The organism is Pseudomonas frederiksbergensis, from assembly GCF_003732665.1.
GTDB classification, from domain to species: domain Bacteria; phylum Pseudomonadota; class Gammaproteobacteria; order Pseudomonadales; family Pseudomonadaceae; genus Aquipseudomonas; species Aquipseudomonas frederiksbergensis_G.
Genome location: NZ_MOBP01000015.1, coordinates 61,184 through 75,176, shown reverse-complemented (window position 1 = coordinate 75,176; position 13,993 = coordinate 61,184). Strand labels below are relative to the sequence as shown.

General features: G+C 61.7%; 16 protein-coding genes. 13 read left to right on the top strand and 3 right to left on the bottom strand.

Annotated features, from left to right (window positions below; all coding sequences use genetic code 11):
- The first annotated feature begins 6 nt into the window (after window positions 1-6).
- The 13 genes from BK665_RS24000 (at window position 7) to BK665_RS23945 (ending at window position 10,956) form a co-directional block, all read left to right on the top strand.
- Window positions 7-1,389, top strand: coding sequence for a cobyrinic acid a,c-diamide synthase CobB (locus BK665_RS24000; RefSeq protein WP_123409078.1), 1,383 nt, complete (start codon window positions 7-9; stop codon window positions 1,387-1,389).
- Window positions 1,386-2,036 carry a 5,6-dimethylbenzimidazole synthase gene (bluB, locus tag BK665_RS23995; protein ID WP_123409077.1) on the top strand — a complete coding sequence of 217 codons (651 nt, stop codon included), beginning with the start codon at window positions 1,386-1,388 and terminating at the stop codon, window positions 2,034-2,036. Before BK665_RS24000 ends, bluB begins: the two co-directional genes overlap by 4 nt.
- Window positions 2,033-2,941, top strand: coding sequence for an adenosylcobinamide-phosphate synthase CbiB (cbiB, locus tag BK665_RS23990; protein WP_123409076.1), 909 nt, complete (start codon window positions 2,033-2,035; stop codon window positions 2,939-2,941). Before bluB ends, cbiB begins: the two co-directional genes overlap by 4 nt.
- The gene (gene cobD / locus BK665_RS23985) at window positions 2,934-3,926 is read left to right on the top strand and encodes a threonine-phosphate decarboxylase CobD (RefSeq protein ID WP_123409075.1); all 993 of its coding nucleotides are present in this window, start codon (window positions 2,934-2,936) and stop codon (window positions 3,924-3,926) included. The genes cbiB and cobD overlap by 8 nt, the downstream gene beginning before the upstream one ends.
- Window positions 3,923-5,374: a cobyric acid synthase gene (locus BK665_RS23980; RefSeq protein WP_123409074.1), complete on the top strand. Its 1,452-nt coding sequence runs from the start codon at window positions 3,923-3,925 to the stop codon at window positions 5,372-5,374. Before cobD ends, BK665_RS23980 begins: the two co-directional genes overlap by 4 nt.
- A 130-nt stretch (window positions 5,375-5,504) precedes the next feature.
- Window positions 5,505-6,026, top strand: a complete 522-nt coding sequence (gene cobU, locus BK665_RS23975) for a bifunctional adenosylcobinamide kinase/adenosylcobinamide-phosphate guanylyltransferase (protein ID WP_123409073.1) — start codon at window positions 5,505-5,507, stop codon at window positions 6,024-6,026.
- A complete protein-coding gene (cobT, locus tag BK665_RS23970; protein WP_123409072.1) occupies window positions 6,023-7,078 on the top strand; it encodes a nicotinate-nucleotide--dimethylbenzimidazole phosphoribosyltransferase in 1,056 nt (351 codons plus the stop codon). Before cobU ends, cobT begins: the two co-directional genes overlap by 4 nt.
- Window positions 7,075-7,650 (top strand): alpha-ribazole phosphatase family protein, encoded by a 576-nt coding sequence (cobC, locus tag BK665_RS23965; RefSeq protein ID WP_123409071.1) that lies wholly within the window; start codon window positions 7,075-7,077, stop codon window positions 7,648-7,650. The genes cobT and cobC overlap by 4 nt, the downstream gene beginning before the upstream one ends.
- Before the next feature lie 2 nt (window positions 7,651-7,652).
- Window positions 7,653-8,387 (top strand): adenosylcobinamide-GDP ribazoletransferase, encoded by a 735-nt coding sequence (locus tag BK665_RS23960; RefSeq protein WP_123409070.1) that lies wholly within the window; start codon window positions 7,653-7,655, stop codon window positions 8,385-8,387.
- Window positions 8,388-8,563: 176 nt separating this feature from the next.
- Window positions 8,564-8,968, top strand: coding sequence for a MarR family winged helix-turn-helix transcriptional regulator (locus tag BK665_RS23955; RefSeq protein ID WP_123409069.1), 405 nt, complete (start codon window positions 8,564-8,566; stop codon window positions 8,966-8,968).
- 52 nt (window positions 8,969-9,020) lie between these two features.
- Window positions 9,021-10,229: an MFS transporter gene (locus BK665_RS23950; protein ID WP_123409068.1), complete on the top strand. Its 1,209-nt coding sequence runs from the start codon at window positions 9,021-9,023 to the stop codon at window positions 10,227-10,229.
- A complete protein-coding gene (locus tag BK665_RS34960) occupies window positions 10,226-10,348 on the top strand; it encodes a hypothetical protein (protein ID WP_256672180.1) in 123 nt (40 codons plus the stop codon). The genes BK665_RS23950 and BK665_RS34960 overlap by 4 nt, the downstream gene beginning before the upstream one ends.
- Before the next feature lie 56 nt (window positions 10,349-10,404).
- The gene (locus BK665_RS23945) at window positions 10,405-10,956 is read left to right on the top strand and encodes a glutathione peroxidase (protein WP_123409067.1); all 552 of its coding nucleotides are present in this window, start codon (window positions 10,405-10,407) and stop codon (window positions 10,954-10,956) included.
- 90 nt (window positions 10,957-11,046) lie between these two features.
- On the opposite strand, the gene BK665_RS23940 is transcribed toward BK665_RS23945, so the two are convergent.
- From BK665_RS23940 to BK665_RS23930, 3 genes are all read right to left on the bottom strand, one after another.
- Window positions 11,047-12,318, bottom strand: a complete 1,272-nt coding sequence (locus BK665_RS23940; RefSeq protein WP_123409066.1) for an OmpP1/FadL family transporter — start codon at window positions 12,316-12,318, stop codon at window positions 11,047-11,049.
- A 146-nt stretch (window positions 12,319-12,464) separates the two neighbouring features.
- Window positions 12,465-12,947: a hypothetical protein gene (locus BK665_RS23935; RefSeq protein WP_123409065.1), complete on the bottom strand. Its 483-nt coding sequence runs from the start codon at window positions 12,945-12,947 to the stop codon at window positions 12,465-12,467.
- Window positions 12,948-13,222: 275 nt separating this feature from the next.
- Window positions 13,223-13,447, bottom strand: a complete 225-nt coding sequence (locus tag BK665_RS23930; RefSeq protein WP_003214941.1) for a hypothetical protein — start codon at window positions 13,445-13,447, stop codon at window positions 13,223-13,225.
- Window positions 13,448-13,993 lie beyond the last annotated feature (546 nt).

Genomic DNA, 13,993 nt, shown 5'->3' with positions numbered 1-13,993 from the left:
CACTTTATGAATAGCCATCGTCAATGCCCGGCGGTATTGATTGCCGCGCCGGCCTCCGGTCAGGGCAAGACCACCGTCACCGCCGCGCTGGCCCGGTTGCATCGCAATCAGGGGCGCAAGGTGCGTGTGTTCAAATGCGGCCCGGATTTTCTCGACCCGATGATTCTCGAGCGCGCCAGCGGTGCGCCGGTCTATCAATTGGACATGTGGATGGTCGGTGAGCAGGAAAGTCGTCGACTGTTGTGGGAAGCCGCTGGCGAAGCGGACCTGATCCTGATCGAAGGCGTGATGGGTTTGTTCGACGGCACGCCGTCCAGCGCTGACCTGGCGCGTCATTTCGGCGTGCCGGTGCTCGCCGTTATTGACGGCACCGCCATGGCCCAGACCTTCGGCGCCCTGGCGTTGGGGCTGGCGAAGTATCAGCCGGACTTGCCGTTTGCCGGCGTCCTGGCCAACCGCGTCGGCACCTTGCGTCATGCGCAATTGCTTGAAGGCAGCCTGACGGAAGGCCTGCGCTGGTACGGCGCGCTGTCCCGGGAAACCGGAATCGAGTTGCCCAGCCGTCATCTTGGTCTGGTCCAGGCCAGCGAGTTGAACGACCTCGATCTGCGCCTCGATGCCGCTGCCGATGCGTTGGCCAGCAGTTGCGAGGTAGCGCTGCCACCCGCTGTCGAATTCGCCGCTCCTGATGTGATCAGCGCTGAACCGCTACTCAAAGGCGTGCGCATTGCCGTCGCTCGTGACGAAGCGTTTGCCTTCACTTATGGCGCGAGCCTGGATTTGCTGCGGGCCATGGGCGCCGAGCTGGCGTTTTTCTCGCCGATCCGCGATACCCAATTGCCCGAAGCTGACAGCCTGTATCTGCCCGGCGGTTATCCCGAGTTGCATCACCTGGCACTGTCGCAAAACACCTCGATGCTGACCGCGATCCGTGCGCACCATAAAGCAGGTAAGCCGCTGCTGGCCGAGTGTGGCGGCATGCTTTATTTGCTCGATTCGTTGACCGATGTCGAAGGCACTCGCGCTGAGTTGGTTGGGTTACTGGCCGGCGATGCGGTGATGCAAAAGCGTCTGGCGGCGTTGGCGTTGCAAGCGGTGGACATGCCGGAAGGCTTGTTGCGTGGGCACACTTATCATCACTCGTTGACCAGCACAGAGCTGGAGCCGATTGCCCGAGGCCTGAGCCCGAATGGCGGGCGCGGGGCGGAGGCGGTTTATCGTGAGGGGCGGATGACGGCCTCTTATGTGCACTTTTATTTTCCGTCCAATCCAACTGCTATCGCCGCACTGTTTGCGCCTGACCTTGAGGGCGCCTTCGCGAGCAAGCCCGCTCCCACAATGGATCACCTGACCTCTGTGGGAGCGGGCTTGCTCGCGAAGAGGCCATGACCGACAACGCATTCAGCCCGGCCGAACGCGAAGCGGTCTACCGCGCCATCGCCGAACGCCGCGACATGCGTCACTTCAGCGGCGGCACGGTCGAGCCGCAACTGCTGCGACGTCTGCTCGAAGCCGCGCACCAGGCCCCCAGCGTCGGCCTGATGCAGCCGTGGCGGTTTATCCGCATCAGCGATAAAACCCTGCGCGGGCAGATCCAGCAACTGGTGGAAGAAGAACGCATCCGTACCGCTGAAGCCCTCGGCGAGCGTACCGATGAGTTCATGAAGCTCAAGGTCGAAGGCATCAACGACTGCGCCGAAGTCTTGGTCGCGGCGCTGATGGACGACCGCGAGCGCCACATCTTCGGCCGTCGCACCTTGCCGGAAATGGACATGGCCTCGCTGTCCTGCGCAATCCAGAACCTGTGGCTGGCGGCCCGCGCCGAAGGGTTGGGCATGGGCTGGGTCTCGCTGTTCGAACCGCAGGCGTTGGCGGATTTGCTGGGCTTGCCCGCCGGCGCCAAGCCGCTGGCCGTGTTGTGCCTGGGTCCGGTCAAGGAATTCTATCCGGCGCCGATGTTGGTACTCGAAGGCTGGGCGCAGGCGCGTCCGCTCAGTGAACTGCTGTATGAAAATTATTGGGGAGTGAGTCAATGAGTGTGGCGTTGTTGAGTGTCGCCGCGGTGGCGCTGGATGCGCTGCTGGGTGAACCCAAACGCTGGCATCCGCTGGTGGCGTTCGGCCGTTTTGCCGATCGCATCGAGCAACGTTTCAACTCCGGTGGCCGGGGCTGGCGCAGCCATGGCGTCACGGCTTGGGTGATCGCGGTGTTGCCGCTGACCTTGCTCGCCACGGCGTTTTCCTGGGCGCCTTATGTCGGTTGGCTGGTGGACATCCTGGCGCTGTACTGCGCCCTCGGCATGCGCAGCCTCGGCGAACACGTCGAGCCGGTGGCCAAGGCTTTGCGCAGCGATGACTTGGACGAAGCACGCAAACGCGTGGGGTATCTGGTCAGCCGTCAGACCAGCGAACTGGATAAAACCGAAGTTGCCCGCGCCGCCACCGAATCCGTCCTGGAAAACGGTAGCGACGCAGTATTCGCCGCGCTGTTCTGGTTTGCCGTGGCCGGTGCGCCGGGGGTGGTGCTCTATCGACTGAGCAACACCCTCGATGCCATGTGGGGTTATCGCAACGAACGCTTCGAACGCTTCGGCTGGGCGGCGGCCAAGATCGACGACGTGCTCAACTACATCCCTGCGCGCCTGGTGGCGTTGACCTACGCGCTGCTGGGCAACACCCGACTCGCGTTGAAGTGCTGGCGCACCCAAGGCCCGACCTGGGACAGCCCGAACGCCGGCCCCGTGATGGCGGCCGGTGCCGGTGCGCTGGGGGTCGAGTTGGGCGGGGCGGCGATTTATCACGGTGAATTGCATCAGCGTCCGCAACTCGGCGAAGGCCCGGCGGCGGATGCGGACTCCATCGACCGTGGCTGGCAATTGGTCCAGCGCGGCGTATGGTTATGGCTGCTGATTCTCTGCGTGGGAGCTGAATTCTATGCTTGAGCACGGTGGCCGGTTGCGCAAGGCAGCGCTCGAATACGGCATCGCCGAAGCCGATTGGCTCGACCTCTCCAGCGGCCTCGCGCCGTGGCCGTTTCCGATCCCGCAGATTCCATTGCGGGCCTGGGCGCGACTGCCGGAAACCGATGACGGTCTGGAGCAGGCCGCCTGCGATTATTACGACGCCGCCCAAGTGCTGCCGGTGGCCGGTTCGCAGATGGCAATCCAGTTGCTGCCGCGTCTGCGTCGGGCCGGCAAGGTCGGAGTGCTGTCGCCGTGTTATGCCGAACACGCTGAAGCGTGGCGGCGCAACGGCTACATCGTGCGCGAAGTGCTGGAGCAGGAAGTCGACTTCTTTCTCGACAGCCTCGATGTGCTGGTGGTGGTCAACCCGAACAACCCCACCGGCCTGAGCCTGACCCCGAGCCGCTTGCTCGACTGGCATGCGCGGCTGGCCCAGCGCGGTGGCTGGCTGGTGGTGGACGAAGCGTTCATGGACAACACGCCGCAACTGAGCGTGGCGCCGTTTGCCAATCAGGTTGGCTTGATTGTGTTGCGTTCCTTCGGCAAGTTTTTCGGCCTGGCCGGGGTGCGTCTGGGTTTCGTCCTGGCTGAACGCAAGTTGCTTAAATTGCTGGCCGAGCAAGTCGGGCCGTGGGCGGTGAGCGGTCCAACTCGGGTGCTGGGCCAGGCCTGTTTGCAAGACACCGAAGGCCACGCCCGGCAACGGCTGCGCAGCGAGCAAGCCAGTCAGCGACTGGCCGCGTTGCTGGAACGCTACGACCTCAAACCCCAGGGCGGTTGTGCCTTGTTTCAATGGCTGATTACCGAGCGCGCCGAAGAGCTGCATGAGTTCATGGCCCGGCGTGGCATTTTATTGCGACTGTTCACCCACAACAGCAGCCTGCGTTTCGGCTTGCCCGCCGACGCCACCGAAGAAGCGCGACTCGAGCAAGCCCTGCAAGCCTTCGCCAAGGAAAGCCAATGACTACGTTGATGGTGCAGGGCACCACGTCCGACGCCGGTAAAAGCACGCTGGTGACGGCGTTGTGCCGCTGGGTCACGCGCCATGGCGTCAGCGTCGTGCCATTCAAGCCGCAAAACATGGCGCTGAACAGCGCTGTGACCGCCGACGGTGGCGAAATCGGCCGCGCCCAAGCGGTGCAGGCCCAGGCCGCCAACCTTGAGCCGCACACAGACATGAACCCGGTGCTGCTCAAACCCAACAGCGACACCGGCGCCCAAGTCATCATCCATGGCCGCGCCGTCACCACCATGAACGCCGTGGCCTATCACGACTACAAAGCCATCGCCATGCAAGCGGTGCTGGCCTCCCACGGGCGATTGAGCGCGGCGTATCCGGTGGTGATGGTCGAAGGCGCGGGCTCCCCGGCGGAGATCAATCTGCGTGCCGGCGACATCGCCAACATGGGATTTGCCGAAGCCGTGGATTGCCCGGTGGTGCTGATCGCCGACATCAATCGCGGCGGGGTTTTCGCTCATTTGGTGGGCACGCTGGAACTGCTGTCACCCAGCGAGCAGGCGCGGGTCAAAGGTTTCATCATCAACCGTTTTCGCGGCGACATTGCCTTGCTGCAACCGGGCCTCGACTGGCTCGAAGAACGCACCGGCAAACCGGTGATCGGGGTCCTGCCGTATGTGATGGACCTGCACCTGGAAGCCGAAGACGGCATTGATCAGCGTCAGACCGACAAGGCTGATCAAGTGTTGAAAGTGGTGGTGCCGGTGCTGCCGCGCATCAGCAACCACACCGATTTCGATCCGCTGCGTCTGCACCCGCAAGTAGACCTGCAATTCATCGGCCCCGGCCAGGCGATTCCCTCGGCGGACCTGATCATTCTTCCCGGCTCCAAAAGCGTACGCAGCGACCTCGCGTACCTGCGCGCCAACGGTTGGGACACGGCGATCTCCCGCCACTTGCGCTATGGCGGCAAGGTGCTGGGGATTTGCGGTGGCCTGCAAATGCTTGGCGAACAAGTCCATGATCCGCTCGGCCTGGAAGGCGCGCCAGGTTCCAGCGCCGGTCTGGGGTTGCTGGCGTTCGACACTTTGCTCGAAGCAGAGAAGCAACTGCGCAACGTACGCGGGCGGCTGGCGTTGGAGAATGCCGAGGTCAGCGGCTATGAAATCCATGCGGGCGTGACCACCGGCCCGGCGCTGGAGCATGCGGCGGTGCAGTTGGATGACGGTCGCTGCGATGGCGCGCAAAGTGTCGATGGGCAGATTTTTGGTACGTATTTGCATGGCCTGTTTGAGTCACCGGCAGCGAGCGGCGCGTTGCTGCGGTGGGCCGGATTGCAGAACGTGCAGGACGTGGATTATCACGCCTTGCGCGAACGGGATATCGAGCGGTTGGCGGATTTGGTGGAGAAGCATTTGGATACCCGACTGCTCCGAGAGCTTTGTGGGTTTTGAGGGCGCCTTCGCGGGCAAGCCTCGCTCCTACAGGGTTAGCGTCGTATTTGTGAACACCGCTTTACCTGTAGGAGCGAGGCTTGCCCGCGAAGAGGCCCGTCGCCACACCGCACATGTTAAGGAATAAACCATGCTCCAACTAATCCTCGGCGGCGCCCGCTCCGGCAAAAGTCGCCTGGCGGAAAAACTCGCCACCGACAGTCAACTCCAGGTCACCTACATCGCCACCAGCCAACCCCTGGACGGTGAGATGAACGAACGGGTCGCCCATCACCGCGCCCGTCGTCCCGCCGAATGGGCGCTGATCGAAGAACCCCTTGAACTGGCCCGGGTACTGCGCGAAAACGCTGGCGCCGAGCGTTGCCTGCTGGTGGATTGCCTGACCCTGTGGCTGACCAACCTGCTGATGCTCGACAACTCCGAGCGCCTGACCGCCGAACGCGATGCCTTGCTGGACTGCCTGGCCTCGCTGCCGGGTGAAATCATTTTTGTCAGCAACGAGACCGGAATGGGTGTCGTGCCGCTGGGCGAATTGACTCGCCGCTATGTCGATGAAGCCGGTTGGCTGCATCAAGCCCTGGCTGAGCGCTGTCAGCGAGTCGTCCTGACCGTCGCCGGCCTGCCCCTGACTCTGAAAGGAACTGCGTTATGACTCAATCCTGGTGGCTGAACCCGTGCAAGCCGATCAATGCGGCCATCGCCGAACAGGCCGAGGCCCGGCAGCAGCAACTGACCAAACCGGCCGGCTCCCTCGGTCGGCTGGAATCGGTCGCGGTGCAATTGGCCGGGTTGCAGGGGCAGGTCAAGCCGAGCCTCAATCAGGTGTGGATCGCGATTTTTGCCGGTGACCATGGCGTGGTCGCGGAAGGGGTGTCGGCGTTTCCCCAGGAAGTCACCGGGCAGATGTTGCACAACTTTGTTACCGGCGGCGCGGCGATCAGCGTATTGGCGCGGCAGTTGGGCGCTTCCCTTGAAGTGGTCGACCTCGGCACTGTAACGCCGTCGTTGAACCTGCCGGGTGTGCGTCATCTGAACGTTGGCCCCGGCACGGCAAACTTTGTGAAGGGTCCAGCGATGACGGCGGCCCAAGGCGAACTGGCGTTGCAGGCCGGTCGCGACAGCGTGTTGCGCGCCATCGCGGCGGGGGCACAGTTGTTTATCGGCGGCGAAATGGGCATCGGCAACACCACGGCGGCCAGTGCCTTGGCCTGTGCCTTGCTCGACTGCCCGGTGGTGCACCTGACCGGGCCGGGCACCGGGTTGAACGCGGCGGGTGTCAGCCATAAAGCGCAAGTGATCGAGCGTGCGTTGGCCTTGCACGGCGCCCAGCGTGGCGACGCGCTGCAAACCCTGTTCAACCTTGGCGGTTTTGAAATCGCGGCGTTGGTTGGCGCGTACCTGGCCTGCGCCCAGGAAGGCGTGGCGGTGCTGGTGGACGGCTTTATTTGCAGCGTCGCCGCGTTGGTCGCAGTGCGCTTGAATCCCGAATGTCGCCAGTGGCTGCTGTTCGGTCATCGCGGCGCCGAGCCGGGCCATCGTCACGTGCTGGAAACCCTCAACGCCGAGCCATTGCTGGACCTCGGCCTGCGTCTGGGCGAGGGCAGCGGCGCGGCGCTGGCGGTGCCGTTGTTGCGCCTGGCGTGCGATCTTCACGGGCAGATGGCGACCTTCGCTGAAGCAGCCGTGGCGGATCGTCCGGCATGACGTTGCGCCTGGATTTACTGCGTCACGGCGAGACCGAACTCGGCGGCGGCCTGCGTGGCAGTCTCGACGATGCACTGACCGATAAGGGGTGGGCGCAGTTACGTGCAGCGGTGATCGGGCAGGGGCCTTGGGATCGTCTGGTCAGCTCGCCGTTGCAGCGTTGTGCGCGATTCGCGGAGGAACTGGGCGGGCAACTCGGCTTGCCGGTTCAACTGGAAAAAGACCTGCAAGAACTGCATTTCGGCGCGTGGGAAGGGCAGAACACTGCGGATCTGATGAAAACCAGTGCCGAGGCGTTGGGGTTGTTCTGGACCGATCCGTATTCGTTTACGCCCCCCGAAGGTGAACCGGTGGCGGACTTTTCTGCGCGAGTATTGGCGGCGGTCGAGCGGCTGCACGGGACTTTTGCAGGCGAGCGGGTGTTGCTGATCACCCATGGCGGCGTGATGAAATTGCTGCTGGCCCAGGCCCGGGGCTTGCCTCGCGAACAACTGCTCAATGTCGAAGTCGCCCATGCGTCACTGCATTCGCTGTCGGTCGGCTCCGGCGCGGTATTAAAGGAAGTGCTCTGATCATGTTGCCGTTCTGGATCGCCCTGCAATTCTTGAGCAGCCTGCCGATTCGCCTGCCGGGCATGCCGGTGCCTCAGGAATCGGGGCGTTCGCTGCTGTTTTATCCGCTGGTGGGGCTGCTGTTCGGTGGTTTGTTGTGGGGGTTGAACGGACTGTTGGCGGGCACGCCGTTGTTGCTGCACGCTGCGCTGCTGCTGACGGTTTGGGTGTTGCTCAGCGGCGCGCTGCACCTGGATGGTTTGGCCGATAGCGCCGACGCCTGGCTCGGTGGATTTGGCGACCGTGAGCGAACCCTGACCATCATGAAAGACCCGCGCAGCGGACCGATTGCGGTGGTGACGCTGGTGCTGGTGTTGTTGCTCAAATTCGCCGCGTTGCTGGCGCTGATCGAGCAGGGGCAGGGCGTGGTGTTGATCATTGTTCCGCTGATCGGGCGTGCGGCGTTGTTGGGGTTGTTCCTGACCACGCCTTATGTGCGGGCCGGTGGATTGGGGCAGGCGCTGGCGGATCATCTGCCGCGTAAGGCCGGTTGGCGGGTGTTGGCGGTCAGTGCGCTGGGTTGTGTGTTGATCGCTGGAGTTTTCAACGGTCTGGTGGCGCTCGCGATGGCGGCGGTGGGGTTTGTCTGGCTGCGACAAGTGATGGTGCGGCGGTTGGGCGGGACCACGGGCGATACGGCGGGGGCGTTGCTGGAATTGCTGGAGATGGCGGTGCTTGTAGGGTTGGCGTTGGTCTGATGGATATTGGGGTGGATGTGCTTGCCTCTTCCTGTAGGAGCAAAGCTTGCTCGCGATGGCCGCGCCTCGGTCATGCAGGCTAACCGCGTTATCGTTCATCGCGAGCAAGCTTTGCTCCTACAGGTCAGATGTATCAAAAATTTGCTTTCATTTAACCGCGGGTATATACACGCACCATGCTCGACTCCCAATGCTTATGCACCAACCTGCGTCGCGCCGCCCGTGGCGTCAGCAGGCATTACGACGGCGCTCTCGACGGCTTCGGGATCAACGTTGCCCAGTATTCTTTGCTGTGCAATTTACAGCGCCTGGATCAACCGAGCATTTCCACCTTGGCCGAGGCCATGGGCCTGGACCGAAGCACCCTGGGGCGCAATTTGCGCGTGCTGGAGGGCGAAGGGCTGGTCACGCTGGTCGAGGGCGCGGACATGCGCAATCGCATCGTTCTGCTCACCGAGGCCGGTGCTGAGCGCCTGGCGGCGGCATTGCCGGCCTGGGAGGCAGCGCAACAGCGGTTGATCGACCGTCTGGGCGCGGAAAAACGTGAAACCTTGATCAGATTGCTGGACGAACTGGCTTGAGGCCGGTTTGTTCAAACTCAAGCGGGTATATACCCGCGACCGGAGAATAAGAATGACCTCGATGTGGCGTACTTGCGGTTGGGTGTTGGTGGGGAGTGCGTTGATCCTGGCGTTGTCTCTGGGTGTGCGACATGGCTTCGGGCTATTCCTGGCGCCCATGAGCGCCGAGTTCGGCTGGGGCCGCGAGACGTTTGCCTTTGCCATCGCCCTGCAAAACCTGATCTGGGGCCTGGCGCAACCGTTCACCGGCGCCCTGGCGGATCGCTTCGGTGCGGCAAAAGTGGTGTTGGTCGGTGGCGTGCTGTACGCGGCGGGGCTGATGTGCATGGGCTTTGCCGACTCGGGGGTGACCTTATCCCTGAGCGCCGGACTGCTGATCGGCATCGGCCTGTCCGGCACGTCGTTCTCGGTGATCCTCGGCGTGGTCGGGCGCGCAGTGCCGCCGGAGAAACGCAGCATGGGCATGGGCATCGCCAGCGCCGCCGGTTCCTTTGGCCAGTTCGCCATGCTGCCCGGCACATTGGGGCTGATCGGCTGGCTCGGTTGGTCTGCGGCGCTGTTGGTCCTGGGCCTGCTGGTGGCGCTGATCGTGCCGCTGGTGAGCATGCTCAAGGACAAACCGCTGCCGACCTTCGGCCATGAGCAAACCCTGTCCGAAGCGTTGCGCGAAGCCTGTTCCCACACCGGGTTCTGGCTGCTGGCGTTCGGTTTTTTTGTCTGCGGTTTCCAGGTGGTGTTCATCGGCGTGCACCTGCCGGCCTATCTGGTGGACCAACACCTGCCGGCCAGCGTCGGCACCACGGTGCTGGCATTGATCGGGTTGTTCAATATCTTCGGCACCTACACCGCCGGTTGGCTCGGCGGGCGAATGTCCAAGCCGCGTTTGCTCACCGGTCTGTACCTGCTGCGGGCGGTGGTGATCGGCTTGTTCCTGTGGGCACCGGTCACCACGACCACGGCGTACCTGTTCGGCATGGCGATGGGCTTCCTGTGGCTGTCCACGGTGCCATTGACCAACGGCACGGTGGCGACCTTGTTTGGTGTGCGAAACCTGTCCATGCTCGGTGGGATTGTTTTCCTGTTTCACCAGCTCGGCTCGTTCCTCGGCGGCTGGCTGGGCGGGGTGGTGTATGACCGAATGGGGAGCTACGACTTGATCTGGCAAGTGGCGATTCTCTTGAGCCTGTTGGCAGCCGCCCTGAACTGGCCGGTGCGCGAGCGGCCGGTGGCGCGGTTGCAGACCCAAATGAGTGCGATATGAACAGTCTCTGGCCACGGATCATTGTCGCCGCTGGCGGTGCTTTGCTGCTGGCCCTGGCGTGGTGGGGCTGGCATCAGGGCGGGTTGGCGTTGATGCAGTTGGGCATGGGTGCTTGCTAGGGCGCTGCGAGGGCGAGTAAGTTCGTTTTCTGACGACTTTTCAAGGATGCACCGACATGCCGATGCGCTGGCTTGCAGTCCCCGCGTTGCTGATGGCGTTCACCGGGTTGGCCCAGGCGGCCGACTGTCCGGAGCTGTTGCAGGGCTCGCTGCCCAAGTTGCGGGCCAAGGAATCCATCGATCTGTGCCAGCGCTTCGCCGGCAAACCGCTGGTGGTGGTCAACACCGCCAGCTTCTGCGGTTTCGCCCCGCAGTTCAAAGGCCTTGAGGCGCTGTATCAGCGTTACAAGGACCAAGGGCTGGAGGTGATCGGCGTTCCGTCCAATGACTTCAAACAGGAGTCCAAGGACGGCGCAGAAACCGCCAAGGTCTGCTACGTCAACTACGGCGTGACCTTCACCATGACCGAGCCGCAAACAGTCCGCGGCGACGATGCCACCCACTTGTTCAAAGTCCTCGCCGAGCAGAACAGCGCGCCGAAGTGGAATTTCTACAAGTACGTGGTTGATCGCCAGGGCAAGGTGATCGCCAATTTCTCCAGCCTGACCAAGCCCGACAACCCGGAATTCATTGAGGCTGTCGAGAAGGCCCTGGCTTCGAAACCCTGATCGCCGCCCACTAAAAAGCCCCGCCTCTGTACAAGAGAGCGGGGCTTTTTTTGATTCAGGTGGCGAGTGGTTCAGGCTCGCCTTGAATCATCAGAAGCGGTAGGTCGCGCCTACACCAAAACCGTTCGCATAGTTTTGGTATTTGGCGTCGTAGCTCTGGCCACGGTCGTTGCTGTTGGCGACCTTGACCGACTCTTCACGCAGGTACGAGTACGCCACGTCGATGGTCAGGTCGTCGGTCGGGCTCCAGCCGGCGCCCAGGCTGAAAATCTTGCGATCGCCAGTCGGGATGCGTGGGGAACGGTCGACGTTGTTGGTCGGTGCCTGGTCGAAGGACAGGCCGGTACGCAGTACCCATTCCTTGTTCAGCTGGTAGGACGCGCCGATGGCGTGAGCCCAGGTGTCGTGCCAGTTCTGTTCTTCGGTGATCGAACCGAACTGACCGTTCAGGACAGCAGGAACACCTTTGTTTTCTACGGTGATTTCTTTCAGGCGGCTCCAGCGAGTCCAGGTGCTGCCTGCGTAGAGAGTCCACTTGTCGTCGAGCTGGTGAGTGACCGAGAAATCCACCGATTCAGGCGTGGTCAGGTCCAGCGAGGCGTCGTACTTCTGGCTTGGGTTCTGACCGATCAGGCCCAGTACGCCGTAGTTGACCTTGGTATTGCCTTCGAGCTTGTACTTCACTTTCGAGTGATAGGTCAGGCCGACGCGGGTGCTGTCGGTCAGCTGAGCCAGGATCCCGATGTTGTAGCCCAGTGCGGTGTCGTCGCCTTTGATCTTGACCTGACCATCGGGAGCCGCCTGGGTAATCGACAGGTTCGATTCCAGCTTGCCGTCAATACGGTTGATGGTCGGACCGAAACCGATCGAGACTTTGTCGTTGAAGGCGTAGCTCACGGTCGGTTGCAGGGTCACGACTTTTACGTCGCTGGTGCTGCCGAAGTAACGGCCGGCAAAGCCGTGCTCGTAGTCGGTCACCAAACCGAACGGTGCGTAAACGCCTACACCGACTGCCCATTTGTCATCGATAGGCTTGACGTAGTAGCCCATCGGCACGGCGATGAACGGCACCATGTCGCCGTCGTTGCTACCAGTGTTCGGGCTGGAGCTGGCCTTGCTGATATTGGTGTGTGCGTCGAGCATTGCAGCGCCGCCGGTGACTTGTTCGCGCTTGATGCGCGCCATGCCGGCAGGGTTGCCATAAATTGTGCTTGCGTCATCGGCAGAGGAAGATCGCCCGGCAAAACCTGTACCCATACCGCTGATGCTTTGTTCGTTGATGGCGAAGCCACTTGCGAAGAGCTGGGTGGATGCCAAGGTAACGGCGAGGCTAAGGGTGGTTTTGAGCATTACTTTTTTCATTATTAGAACTCCTGGTGATCACCGGGGCGAAAATTACCAATATTTTCGTCCCAGCGCTATAGCCTGTATGGCTTGAGTTAGAGCGGTTTTGTAGGACAATCAGACCAGATTCGCGTCTTGTTGCGCGATCTTGTGAAACGCGGGGGTCAGCAAGCGACTTGATTCAGCGATGAAACACAGGTTTGCCAGGCAAAAGTGAAGTCGCGCAGGCGTCCCTGGGGCTGGAAGGTCTGGCGCCAGATACGGGCCATGCCCAGCACATCATCGGGATCGGGGAGGGGCGTGTTTTGCTCTTCTACCAACAGCCAGGCGATGGCGGTGGCGTAACGCAGGTTGACGGTCAATTCCAGGTGCGGGCTGCTTAGAAAGGCGTGCTGACTGGCCAGGCCGCGCACCAGGCTGGCGCGTTCCGGGTCGAGGGCCAGGTAATGATCCCATAACGCCCGGTGACGGGGCTCGGCGATCCGGTACAGGCCGTGCCCACGGCGGTCATGCAGGGCAGAACCAAGGGCTGACTGACTGGCGGCGATGCCCAGCAGCAGGGATTCGGCAGTTGCGCTGTGGCGCCCGAGGTAGATCAAGGTCGGGCGGATCACATAACGGCACAGTTCGCTGGCAGCGATACCCATAAAGCCCTCGAAACATGAAATGGGCGGCGATACCTGAAGGGGGGCTTGGCAGCAGTGAATCGACTCAGGCTCGCCGGAAGCGGATCAAGCCGCTTGAGTTGAAGTGTAGTGTCATATTCGCGACGTAAAGGCCTGTTTTTAAAATATTTCCGGCAGCCAGTTATAACCGTTATATCGGTTAGTGCTTAGGCCGCAGGCGAGAAAAGAGAAATATCAGGCAATAAAAAGCCCTGCTTTTTGAGCAGGGCTTTTGGGTTTTCAGTCTTTCTGGCGTCTCAGGCAACCAGTGCCTGGCGAGTACGATCGATCACGGCCTGCAGCGGTTCAGCGCTGGAGTATTGATCGGGGTACAGGCGTTCGCTGTGACGGGCGATGCCGTGTTCGTTGACCAGAGTGAAGCTGAAGCAGCCTTTGCGAGCGGCCATGATCAGGCAGTTCATTGGTGCAAAAGCGTTAGTTAGGGTGCGAATGGCATCCTGAGTGTGGATTTGAGTAGACATTATTAGGTGTTCCTACAAGCGACACGGAGTAAGAGCCGTGCAAAATTAAAACGTTCCAGTGACGACGACCACCATTGGTCGAACGAAGAACCCGACTGGAACAAAGCAGCCAGTTTGAAGCGCTGATAATTGGCGCGCTTGGGCTGGCAGGTAGGTACTTAGGAGGGCAGGCGACACATCAAGGGCAAAGGTTCTGGGCCCGGGGTGAAGATCCTGATCAATTTGCAGGCTGGTTCGGTCAGAGTAAGTGAGCTTCGCAACACCCTTTGCATTCATTTCAAAGGCAGTGTTGACACAAGGTTTACCTGGAAACCATCGAGGTGGTCGATCCCGCTTTGTCGGTGGAGGCTTCTCAAGGGAAGGCTGACCGGGGGGATTTGTTCGACCAGAATTGACTTTCAGCTTGGTACTAACGCCGCGGATACTAACGGATTGAATTTGAGAAAGGAAGTGTGTTAGCAAAAAAGATTGTTGGCGGCGGCGATTCGAGTCATCGCGAGGGCCGTGATTATAGTCGGTAAACCGGGGGTTCGCCCCGTAATAGCG

What these genes read in the sequence shown, in the direction of transcription:
- cbiB (WP_123409076.1), top strand. Translation starts at nt 2,033, where the DNA reads ATGAGTGTGGCGTTGTTGAGTGTCGCCGCGGTGGCGCTGGATGCGCTG.
- cobU (WP_123409073.1), top strand. Translation starts at nt 5,505, where the DNA reads ATGCTCCAACTAATCCTCGGCGGCGCCCGCTCCGGCAAAAGTCGCCTG.
- BK665_RS34960 (WP_256672180.1), top strand. Translation starts at nt 10,226, where the DNA reads ATGAACAGTCTCTGGCCACGGATCATTGTCGCCGCTGGCGGTGCTTTG.
- BK665_RS23935 (WP_123409065.1), bottom strand. Translation starts at nt 12,947, where the DNA reads ATGGGTATCGCTGCCAGCGAACTGTGCCGTTATGTGATCCGCCCGACC.
- BK665_RS23930 (WP_003214941.1), bottom strand. Translation starts at nt 13,447, where the DNA reads ATGTCTACTCAAATCCACACTCAGGATGCCATTCGCACCCTAACTAAC.
- cobT (WP_123409072.1), top strand. Translation starts at nt 6,023, where the DNA reads ATGACTCAATCCTGGTGGCTGAACCCGTGCAAGCCGATCAATGCGGCC.
- BK665_RS23940 (WP_123409066.1), bottom strand. Translation starts at nt 12,318, where the DNA reads ATGAAAAAAGTAATGCTCAAAACCACCCTTAGCCTCGCCGTTACCTTG.
- BK665_RS23980 (WP_123409074.1), top strand. Translation starts at nt 3,923, where the DNA reads ATGACTACGTTGATGGTGCAGGGCACCACGTCCGACGCCGGTAAAAGC.
- bluB (WP_123409077.1), top strand. Translation starts at nt 1,386, where the DNA reads ATGACCGACAACGCATTCAGCCCGGCCGAACGCGAAGCGGTCTACCGC.
- BK665_RS23945 (WP_123409067.1), top strand. Translation starts at nt 10,405, where the DNA reads ATGCCGATGCGCTGGCTTGCAGTCCCCGCGTTGCTGATGGCGTTCACC.
- cobD (WP_123409075.1), top strand. Translation starts at nt 2,934, where the DNA reads ATGCTTGAGCACGGTGGCCGGTTGCGCAAGGCAGCGCTCGAATACGGC.
- BK665_RS23960 (WP_123409070.1), top strand. Translation starts at nt 7,653, where the DNA reads ATGTTGCCGTTCTGGATCGCCCTGCAATTCTTGAGCAGCCTGCCGATT.
- BK665_RS24000 (WP_123409078.1), top strand. Translation starts at nt 7, where the DNA reads ATGAATAGCCATCGTCAATGCCCGGCGGTATTGATTGCCGCGCCGGCC.
- BK665_RS23955 (WP_123409069.1), top strand. Translation starts at nt 8,564, where the DNA reads ATGCTCGACTCCCAATGCTTATGCACCAACCTGCGTCGCGCCGCCCGT.
- cobC (WP_123409071.1), top strand. Translation starts at nt 7,075, where the DNA reads ATGACGTTGCGCCTGGATTTACTGCGTCACGGCGAGACCGAACTCGGC.
- BK665_RS23950 (WP_123409068.1), top strand. Translation starts at nt 9,021, where the DNA reads ATGACCTCGATGTGGCGTACTTGCGGTTGGGTGTTGGTGGGGAGTGCG.